Origin of the sequence: Neisseria sp. HMSC064E01, from assembly GCF_001808875.1 — a bacterium.
Taxonomy (GTDB): domain Bacteria; phylum Pseudomonadota; class Gammaproteobacteria; order Burkholderiales; family Neisseriaceae; genus Neisseria; species Neisseria sicca_A.
Window position 1 is genome coordinate 18,916 of the sequence record NZ_KV794904.1, and the last position, 9,041, is coordinate 27,956.

The following is a 9,041-nucleotide window of genomic DNA, read 5'->3' on the forward strand; positions in this document are numbered from 1 at the left end:
TTCTCATAAACCGCCTGATGGTTTTATGTTATGGGTTCAGGCTGTTCAGTGTGGTGGTGTATTTGATTTTCAGACGGCCTCTTGTGATACGGAGGCCGTCTGAAAACGCATCAGTAAACGCGCTTGGCCGGTTTGATGTATTCCACGCTCAAAGGCTTAGTGTGTACCGGTTTGTAGGACAAGGTGTTGGTATCTGAATGATACAGCGTATGTTTCATCCAGTTCTCGTCATCGCGCTCAGGATGGTCGTCTGAAGCGTGTGCGCCGCGCGATTCTTTACGTGCTTCGGCAGACACTAAAGTCGCTTTTGCCACTTCAATCAGATTATCCAATTCCAAAGCTTCGATACGTGCGGTATTCCACACTTTGCTCTTGTCTTTGATTTCAGTACGTTTCACACGTTCGGCAATCGCCATGATTTCTCGAACGCCTTTGCTCAGAATCTCATCGGTACGGAACACGCCGGCGTGCAGTTGGACAGAACGTTGCAGTTCGCGACGCAGCGCATCAACATTTTCGCCACCGGTTTGGTTATCCAAGCGTTCGATACGTTGGCGGGTCAGCTCGCCAGCATTCGCAGGCAGAGGTTTCCAATCGCTTTGCTCTTTGATGAATTTAATCATGCTGTCGCCGGCAGCTTTACCGAACACCACCAAGTCCAACAGAGAGTTGGTGCCCAAACGGTTCGCACCGTGCACGGAAGCACAAGCGCACTCGCCCGCTGCGTACAGACCTTTTACCGGCACTTCATATTCGTCGCCTTGCGGCACAACGACTTCGCCGTGGTAGTTGGTCGGAATACCGCCCATCATGTAGTGGGTAGTCGGCACAACGGGAATCGGGTCTTTAATCGGGTCGATACCGGCAAACTGAATGGAAATCTCGCGGATGCCCGGCAGTTTTTCCATAATTTTTTCGGCACCGATATGGTCGATTTTCAACAATACATGGTCTTTGTTCTTGCCGCAGCCGCGACCCTCGTAGATTTCCATCGCCATTGCGCGGGAAACCACATCGCGCGAAGCCAAGTCTTTCACGGTCGGCGCATAGCGTTCCATAAAGCGTTCGCCGTCGGCATTCAACAGAATACCGCCCTCGCCGCGTACACCTTCGGTAATCAACACGCCTGCACCTGCCACGCCGGTCGGGTGGAATTGCCAGAACTCCATATCTTCCAACGGAATGCCTGCACGGGCGCAAATACCCAAACCGTCGCCGGTGTTCATATAGGCATTGGTGGAAGACGCATAAATACGGCCGCCGCCACCGGTAGCAAACATCACGGCTTTAGCATGGAAAATATAAACTTCGCCGGTTTCCATTTCCATTGCGGTCACACCGACGACGTCGCCGTTTTCATCACGAATCAAATCTTGCGCCGTCCATTCCACAAAGAATTGTGTATTGGCACGGACGTTTTGTTGGTACAAAGTATGCAACATCGCATGACCGGTACGGTCGGCAACCGCGCAAGCACGTTCTACCGCGCGCTTGCCGTGTTCGGCAGTATGGCCGCCGAAAGGACGCTGATAAATTTTGCCACTTTCCACGCGGTCAAAAGGCATACCCATGTGTTCCAACTCAATCACCGCTTCAGGCGCGGCGCGACACATAAACTCAATCGCATCTTGGTCGCCCAGCCAGTCGGAACCTTTCACGGTATCGTACATGTGCCAGTCCCAACGGTCCTCCTGCACATTACCCAGCGAAGCGGAAATACCGCCCTGCGCCGCTACGGTATGCGAACGGGTCGGAAACACTTTAGACAAAACGGCACAATTCAGACCGGATTTGGATAATTGGAGGGCTGCGCGTAAACCTGCACCACCACCGCCGACAATCACGGCATCAAACTTGCGAACAGGAAAACCCATACTTACCCCCAAATTACTTTAACTGAATACACCAAGCAGCCGACCAGCCAAACGATGGTGGCAACCTGCAAAAATAAACGCACGCCGAAGGGTTTGATATAGTCCATCCACAAATCGCGGATACCCACCCAAGCGTGCAAAAATACGGCGATAAAGCTGACCTGGGTGAACACTTTCACCCAAACTTGATCGAAAAATACCTGCCATGCCGAATATTCTTTAGGCAGGGTAAACAGAATCACTAAAAGTGCAACGGTATAGATCAACATGATAACCGCAGTCGCACGCTGCATCGCCCAATCGCGCAAACCGTAATGCGCACCGGTCAATTTACGCTCTACCATAACAACGCTCCCAAAACAACGGTCAACACCAAAGCAGCGGCAAACACCAATTTGGCAGTATTGCGCGCAGTATTCAGCTCAAGGCCTTTGTGTGCATCCAAAAATAAAAAACGGATACCGGCGAGAAAATGGTGCAGATAAGCCCATAACACGCCGATTAGAATCAACTTGACCAAAGGATTGGAAACGATGGCGCGGTAAGTTTCAAACGCCGACTCGCGGCTTAACGTACCGGACAGGAGATACAGCAAAACGGGAAGCATTATAAATAATCCTACCCCGCTGATGCGGTGCAAGATGGAGACAATTCCCGGTATAGGCAAACGTATATTGGGAATCTCCAAAAAGACAGGACGCGGTTTGACGGACATAGCCAGTTCCTCTGTATTTTTTATCAGCTCAAAACCAATAACTCAAATTACATCGAGTTACATAAACTATAATTTACCTGTTTTATCCGATTTTGAACAGTCTAATTTATAAACAATCTAATAAATTTTACCAAAAAACATCATAAACTTTACCAATAACAATAAACATCTCTATTAATACTTAAACCAACATTTTTTCCACTACCGCTTAATCAGTTTCGCACAATCTCACACCATCAAAATAGTATTAATATCCTGTTTCTTTTGATAAAAATATGAATTAATATCATTTACCAACGCATCCACAAGCAAAACAACCATAACCTTATGGGATAAAACGTTGCATTCAAAACAAAATTTCAACAGGCAACTTTTCAGACGACCCTCTTATTTTTCTATTACAAAACTGCAATATTTTAGTGAATAAAGATTTGCGTCATACGTCATATCGATGGTGTGATTTCTACTAATGCCTTCAAAAAGACAGCGCTGCAACCATAGCGGAATGATACGGGCTTCAGACAAACAGCTGATTGACGCTATAGTGCTGAAGCAGATCTCATTGCAAATAAAAGTGCGGTTAAAACGTTCAAAATTTTTAACCGCACTTTTTGCTTACAACAATCAACTTATTTAATCACACCACACGCCATGCGTGCACCGCCACCACCAAGCGGAGCAGGATGATCGGAATGATTGTCGCCACCAACGTGGATCATAATAGAATGACCACGAACTTCATTAAGGTGTTTGATGCGTGGCGCAAGAACCGGATTGGTGGCTGTACCGTCGTGTAATACGGTTAATGCAGGCAAATCGCCTAAGTGGGCATCATCTTGCCATGGGAAACCGTGTTTTTTGGTTTCTTTCGGATCCCAGTGGCCGCCGGCGCCCAAGCCTGCAGTCAGTTTACCGTCTTTTTCTTTCGGCTCACAGCTTGGGTTTTGATGAATGTGAAAGCCATGCAGTCCAGCTTCTAATCCGCTTAAGTTTGGAGTAAAGACCAAACCGTACTTGGATTCGGTAATCGTTACAGTGCCTACATCTTTATTACCATTAACCGGGTCAAGTTGTTGCACTTTCACTTTAATAGAAGCACCGGCAGGTGTCATGTGGTCATGTTTGTGTTCATGCGCATTGACCACTCCCGCAGCACAGATTGCACTGATACCAACAGCTACGAGTGTTTTAAATTTCATTTATATCTCCTTTTTATGTCAAAGCCCCTTTGTATTCTAAACAAAATGGGGAGTAAATCGAGTATTTTTAAGATGTTATTAGCTATCAAAGCCATTTGATTTTTCTATCTTTTCCATTAATCGAAATAATATTTATTTATAATATGAAACAGCTACGATAAAGAAGTAGTCAACCATAATTTTTGCCTCGTTTAGGCAAAACTGACATTTCTTTGCCTTACTCCGCTTTATACTGTGCCCGCATTACGGCAAACCCTTTCCACTCAATTACTGCGAGGCTTGTTATGAAACATTCCGAAGAAAAACAATACACCCAGTCTTCCGATCCGGAAAACTTTATCCCAAAATTCAGAAGGCGCAATTTGGACAAAACGGGCTTTCTCAACAAACTCGCTCGTTTTGCAGGTCGATTAGGTGAACCCATCGTCCGTCAGTTGTATGCGCTGTATTATCTTTGGGACTCCCCACATACGCCCAGACGCGCCAAGATGATTATTGTCGGTGCATTGGTTTACTTCCTCAGCCCTATCGACAGCATCCCCGATTTGCTGGGTCCTTTGGGATTCAGCGACGACATTGCCGTCATTACTTTGGTGTATAGCCAGATGAAAACCTACCTGACCGAAGACATTAAAGAACGGGCAAGAGTCGCAACCGAAAAGCTGCTGCGCAAGGCATCATAAGTATCTAAGACCCAAAACAAAAGGTCGTCTGAAAATTTTCAGACGACCTTTTGTTTGAAATGTGAAACTTATTTCAACGGAGTCATATTCATCACTTCCATCAGGAAGTTGGTAAATGCCGGATTAGAAGGTTTGTTGCCCATATTTTTCCAACGTTGCTGCCAACCGCGCAAAGCGTTTTGGATATACAGCTTGGATTGTTCGGTATTGATTTCGCCTCGTTGGCTGTCAACGGCAGAACGCAGATAAACCTCATATACACTGTCATCCACAACATTGCGACCAACAAGCTGAATGCGGAACTTGTTCAGATATTGCGCAGCTTGAACTTTAGTCATTTTTCCTTGGCTGACCTGATAGCTCAAACGCGTTGCCTCATCGCGGATTTTTGAAACATCACTCCAATGCGAAGAAGCCAAACTGAACGCTGCAGGTTTTTCAGCCTTAGTCGCTTTAACGTTAGGCTTAACATTAGTCGGACGGACAGGCACTTCTTGCAAGCTTGGGACATAAATGGTCTCACAACCGGCAAGTGCCGCCAACGCAAATAAAATGGGGATATATTTTTTCATGTCTACCATTATAATCAGGATTATCCAGATAACCAAATTCTATATCAATCTGACTTTTTCTGTTGACTGAATTACAACAACTTTCATCTTACATTCCAATCTTTACACGATATGACACCTTAAATTCATTTTTGTGCCACACCAAAGCACGAAACCACGAAAAAAGACCGCCAAAGCGGTCTTTTTTATCACTTATTTTCTCAACTCTATTATGCCAAATCGGCAAACAGAGGCGTAGAAAGATAGCGTTCGCCATAAGAAGGCAGCAGCACGACAATCAGTTTGCCTTCATTTTCAGGCTGTTTGGCAAGCTGCAACGCACTCCACACTGCCGCACCGGAAGAAATACCGACCAAAATACCTTCTTTTTCCGCCATCGCGCGGGCAGTTTCAAATGCCGCTTCGTTCGGGACTTGGGAAATGCTGTCATATACTTTGGTATTTAATACGGTAGGAATGAAGCCGGCACCAATGCCTTGAATCGGGTGCGGACCTTTTTCGCCACCACTCAAAACCGGAGAGGCTTCAGGTTCTACGGCGACAACTTTGACTTCGGGTTTGTGTTTTTTCAACACTTCGCCTACGCCGGTAACTGTACCGCCCGTACCAACACCTGCCACAAAAATATCAACTTTACCATCCGTATCGCGCCAAATTTCTTCGGCGGTTGTTTTGCGGTGTACTTCAGGATTTGCCTCGTTATCAAATTGACGCGGCATGAAATAAGTATCAGGATGCTCGTCCACCAAGGCTTGGGCTTTTGCAATCGCACCAGCCATGCCTTCTGATGCAGGAGTCAAAATCAATTCCGCACCGAACGCACGCAGCAGCATTTTGCGTTCTTTACTCATGCTTTCAGGCATAGTAATCGCCAGCTTATAGCCGCGTGCCGCGCACACCATTGCCAAACCGATACCCGTATTACCGCTGGTCGCTTCTACAATTACGGTATCTTTACCGATTTTGCCCGCTTTTTCAGCAGCTTCGACCATCGCTTCGGCAATGCGGTCTTTCACGCTGCTGCCGGGATTGAAAAATTCCAGTTTGACAGCGATTTCGGCTTTCAAACCTTCAGTCAGACGGTTTAATTTGACCAAAGGGGTGTTGCCGATCAGCTCGGTGATGCTGTTTGCAATCTTCATTTTCTACTCCAGATTTTGATGTGATATGACCTGTATATTAAAGACAGGTCGTCTGAAAAACCAATATCGAATATTTCTTTCTTTATAACTTTTGGTTGTTTGGCTTGATTCGCAAAATTTTTTTCTTAATGAAGCCCGATTTCTCCGACCAAAGCTCCTGTTACCAAAACCTGCATGACCAAAGCCATCAGCCAGCCCAGTCTGAGCTGTGCTTTACTGAACACCGCCGGCGACTGCTTGGCAATGCTTCTGCGGTGCAGATAAAAAACGGCCATGATAACAAGCTGCAAAATAAACCAATAAACAGGCTTGAGCGCGTACAATTTCAACAAAGCCGGCAACGTAAAAGCCAAAGAACGGCCCGGCAGCATAAAATACAATATAGCGATAATCGACACAAAAGCCAAAGTCATCAACACATTGCTGACGGCAAACACACTCAAAAACGGATGCCGTAAATCCGCCTGCCAAAAATCAGTATCCGCCTGCTTTTTCCAATGAAAAGCAAAGAAAAACACACTGGCAAAAGTCAGATAAAAATGCGGGACAAACAACGGACCGACATGGGTAATCCCCCACATTCCCGGCAAAAGCTGCGATCCCAAAATCGACACACCCAGCCACAAAACAACCGAAGCCCAAAACCACTGGAACATTTCAGCGCGGAAAATCAATCCAAAAAACACCAGCCCATAAGCAACAACGGCGAGAAAATCCAAATTCGTCCAAATCATGAATACTGCAACTCGCCTTCAAATACCGTTTGAACAGGACCGGTCATCAAAACGTCCTCACCATGCGACCAAGTAATAAACAAATCCCCGCCCGGCAGCGAAACCTTTACAGGCACGCCTTCTGCCAGCAACCCCAAACGGACGCCCGCAACCACAGCCGCACAAGCCCCCGTACCACAAGCCTGAGTTTCACCCACACCGCGTTCAAATACGCGCAGGTGGATAGATTCCCTATCGACAATCTGCATAAAGCCGACGTTGACACGTTCCGGAAACTGCTCGTGCGACTCAATGGCTTCGCCCCAATGAGCCACGGGCGCAGTCTGTACATCCTCGACCACGATCACAGCATGAGGATTGCCCATATTCACACAACTGACCTGTACCGTCTCCAAACCGACCATCACCATATGCGTCAAAGCATCTTCCGCTTCGTCAGGAACCGGCACAAACGGGATTTCAGACGACGTAAAACGCGGTTTGCCCATATTCACGGTAACCAAACCATTGTCCAACAGCTTAGGAATAATCACACCCTTAGCCGTTTCAACCAAAATTTCCTTTTTATCGGTCAAACCTTTATCCGCCACAAATCGGGCAAAACAGCGCGCACCGTTGCCACACTGCTCTACTTCGCTGCCATCCGCATTAAATATACGATAACGGAAATCGACCGCATCGGAAGAAGGCTTTTCCACCAACAGCAACTGATCGAAGCCCACTCCTCTAAAACGGTCGGACCATTCGGCAAGCGGCGCAGTAAGCGGATCAAAATCCTGCCCGATACCGTTTACCACCATAAAATCATTGCCCAAACCGTGCATTTTGGTAAATTTCAAGGTTTTCATTGTTTTTCCAGAATTCGTTATCGATCAAATAGCAACCAAATACCCAAATCTTCTCAAACTTTGATAGCGTTACCCCATCATCGTAAGGTCAGTTTTACCGAAAACGCCCCTTTAATTTACAAAAAATCCGTCTAAAGGGTCGTCTGAACGGCATTCTACACTATATATATGCTATATCGCAGATTTTCCCGATTTCATACCGCTGCCCTCATTATCCATACAACCTTAATTCCTCTTTCTTCCGCCTTTATCAAAACTAACGTCCTTTACTATATAAAGACGATATAATTCAATAAAAAAGTCTCCAACCGCAAACTGTCCAACGAAAACCACGCCTTCCCGTTACCACCTGCAATCAGGTTCATTTTCACTCCTACCCATAGCGAGGAAATGCCATGAAACACTCAATACCCCTCATTCTTCTCTCTTCCACACTCTGCGCCTGCACCGCCGGCACACCCGGCATGTCCATCGGTTTAGGCATAGGAACCGGTATCGGACACCATGTCGGACTGGGTACTTCCGTCAACATACCGATTGCCTTAGACAAAAATAAAACCGCCCCAAACAACACAGACGGCATCAATATTATTGACGAACAAATCGTGACTTATTTCGATACACACGGCAATCCCAGCAACAGCGCCGTCAAAGGCGGCTACTACCGCCAGCTGAAAAACAAACGCGGCGATCAATATACCGTACAAGATTTTTACAGCGACAATAGCCGGAAGCGGACAGACCCCTATACTTTAAGCCGCAACCAACTAATGCAATTCCGAGCCACACCAAGCAACGGCTCACTCACCACATACGCCTATAACGGCACCGTAATGCAACACCAAGAGTTCCGCAACGGCAAGCTTGTCAGCGCAAAATATTAGACAAAATAGCGCCCTGACAGAGCAACCGCACCTGCTGCCATTTGCACCTATTGATTTCCGACACAACTATTCACAAAATAAATACTTTTAACATTCAAATATTTGTAACATTACTACCCTTCATCTGAAAAATATTATTGACACTTTTTTTTTCAGACGATATAATGCATCCCTATTCCCCGATAGCTCAGTCGGTAGAGCGACGGACTGTTAATCCGCAGGTCCCTGGTTCGAGCCCAGGTCGGGGAGCCAAATTTCAAAAGCCTGAACACAATGTTCAGGCTTTTTTGTTTACCGACTCCACTTTAGCTTCTTCAGAGCCAATTCATTTTCCCATCGGTCAAGCTGTTTTCTACAATCGAGACCTTTGCAAAATTCCCCAAAATCCCC

10 protein-coding genes and 1 tRNA gene are annotated in these 9,041 nt (G+C 46.3%); 3 read left to right on the forward strand and 8 right to left on the reverse strand.

Annotation, left to right across the window (positions count from 1 at the left end):
• Nucleotides 1-110: 110 nt before the first annotated feature.
• From sdhA to sodC, 4 genes are all read right to left on the reverse strand, one after another.
• Complete coding sequence (gene sdhA, locus HMPREF2572_RS03300) at nt 111-1,874, reverse strand: succinate dehydrogenase flavoprotein subunit (protein ID WP_070491556.1); 1,764 nt, start codon at nt 1,872-1,874, stop codon at nt 111-113.
• A gap of 2 nt (nt 1,875-1,876) precedes the next feature.
• On the reverse strand, nt 1,877-2,218 hold the full coding sequence (gene sdhD, locus HMPREF2572_RS03305) for a succinate dehydrogenase, hydrophobic membrane anchor protein (RefSeq protein WP_009312048.1): 342 nt from the start codon (nt 2,216-2,218) through the stop codon (nt 1,877-1,879).
• Nucleotides 2,212-2,589 (reverse strand): succinate dehydrogenase, cytochrome b556 subunit, encoded by a 378-nt coding sequence (gene sdhC, locus HMPREF2572_RS03310; protein ID WP_003779309.1) that lies wholly within the window; start codon nt 2,587-2,589, stop codon nt 2,212-2,214. Before sdhC ends, sdhD begins: the two co-directional genes overlap by 7 nt.
• A 629-nt stretch (nt 2,590-3,218) precedes the next feature.
• Nucleotides 3,219-3,788 (reverse strand): superoxide dismutase family protein, encoded by a 570-nt coding sequence (sodC, locus tag HMPREF2572_RS03315; protein ID WP_009312049.1) that lies wholly within the window; start codon nt 3,786-3,788, stop codon nt 3,219-3,221.
• Nucleotides 3,789-4,072: 284 nt separating this feature from the next.
• On the opposite strand from sodC, the gene HMPREF2572_RS03320 reads away from it, so the two are divergent.
• Nucleotides 4,073-4,471 (forward strand): YkvA family protein, encoded by a 399-nt coding sequence (locus tag HMPREF2572_RS03320; RefSeq protein WP_070496251.1) that lies wholly within the window; start codon nt 4,073-4,075, stop codon nt 4,469-4,471.
• Nucleotides 4,472-4,539: 68 nt separating this feature from the next.
• On the opposite strand, the gene HMPREF2572_RS03325 is transcribed toward HMPREF2572_RS03320, so the two are convergent.
• From HMPREF2572_RS03325 to dapF, 4 genes are all read right to left on the reverse strand, one after another.
• Nucleotides 4,540-5,052 (reverse strand): lipoprotein, encoded by a 513-nt coding sequence (locus tag HMPREF2572_RS03325; protein WP_070491548.1) that lies wholly within the window; start codon nt 5,050-5,052, stop codon nt 4,540-4,542.
• A 200-nt stretch (nt 5,053-5,252) separates the two neighbouring features.
• A complete protein-coding gene (cysK, locus tag HMPREF2572_RS03330) occupies nt 5,253-6,185 on the reverse strand; it encodes a cysteine synthase A (protein WP_003741809.1) in 933 nt (310 codons plus the stop codon).
• Between the two features lie 125 nt (nt 6,186-6,310).
• Nucleotides 6,311-6,919: a hypothetical protein gene (locus HMPREF2572_RS03335; protein WP_070496252.1), complete on the reverse strand. Its 609-nt coding sequence runs from the start codon at nt 6,917-6,919 to the stop codon at nt 6,311-6,313.
• Nucleotides 6,916-7,767, reverse strand: a complete 852-nt coding sequence (gene dapF / locus HMPREF2572_RS03340; RefSeq protein WP_070496253.1) for a diaminopimelate epimerase — start codon at nt 7,765-7,767, stop codon at nt 6,916-6,918. The genes HMPREF2572_RS03335 and dapF overlap by 4 nt, the downstream gene beginning before the upstream one ends.
• 395 nt (nt 7,768-8,162) lie before the next feature.
• On the opposite strand from dapF, the gene HMPREF2572_RS03345 reads away from it, so the two are divergent.
• Both HMPREF2572_RS03345 and HMPREF2572_RS03350 read left to right on the forward strand, forming a co-directional pair.
• The gene (locus tag HMPREF2572_RS03345; RefSeq protein WP_070496254.1) at nt 8,163-8,651 is read left to right on the forward strand and encodes a NemA protein; all 489 of its coding nucleotides are present in this window, start codon (nt 8,163-8,165) and stop codon (nt 8,649-8,651) included.
• A gap of 176 nt (nt 8,652-8,827) precedes the next feature.
• Nucleotides 8,828-8,903: transfer RNA gene (locus HMPREF2572_RS03350), tRNA-Asn, on the forward strand.
• The last annotated feature ends 138 nt before the right edge of the window (nt 8,904-9,041 follow it).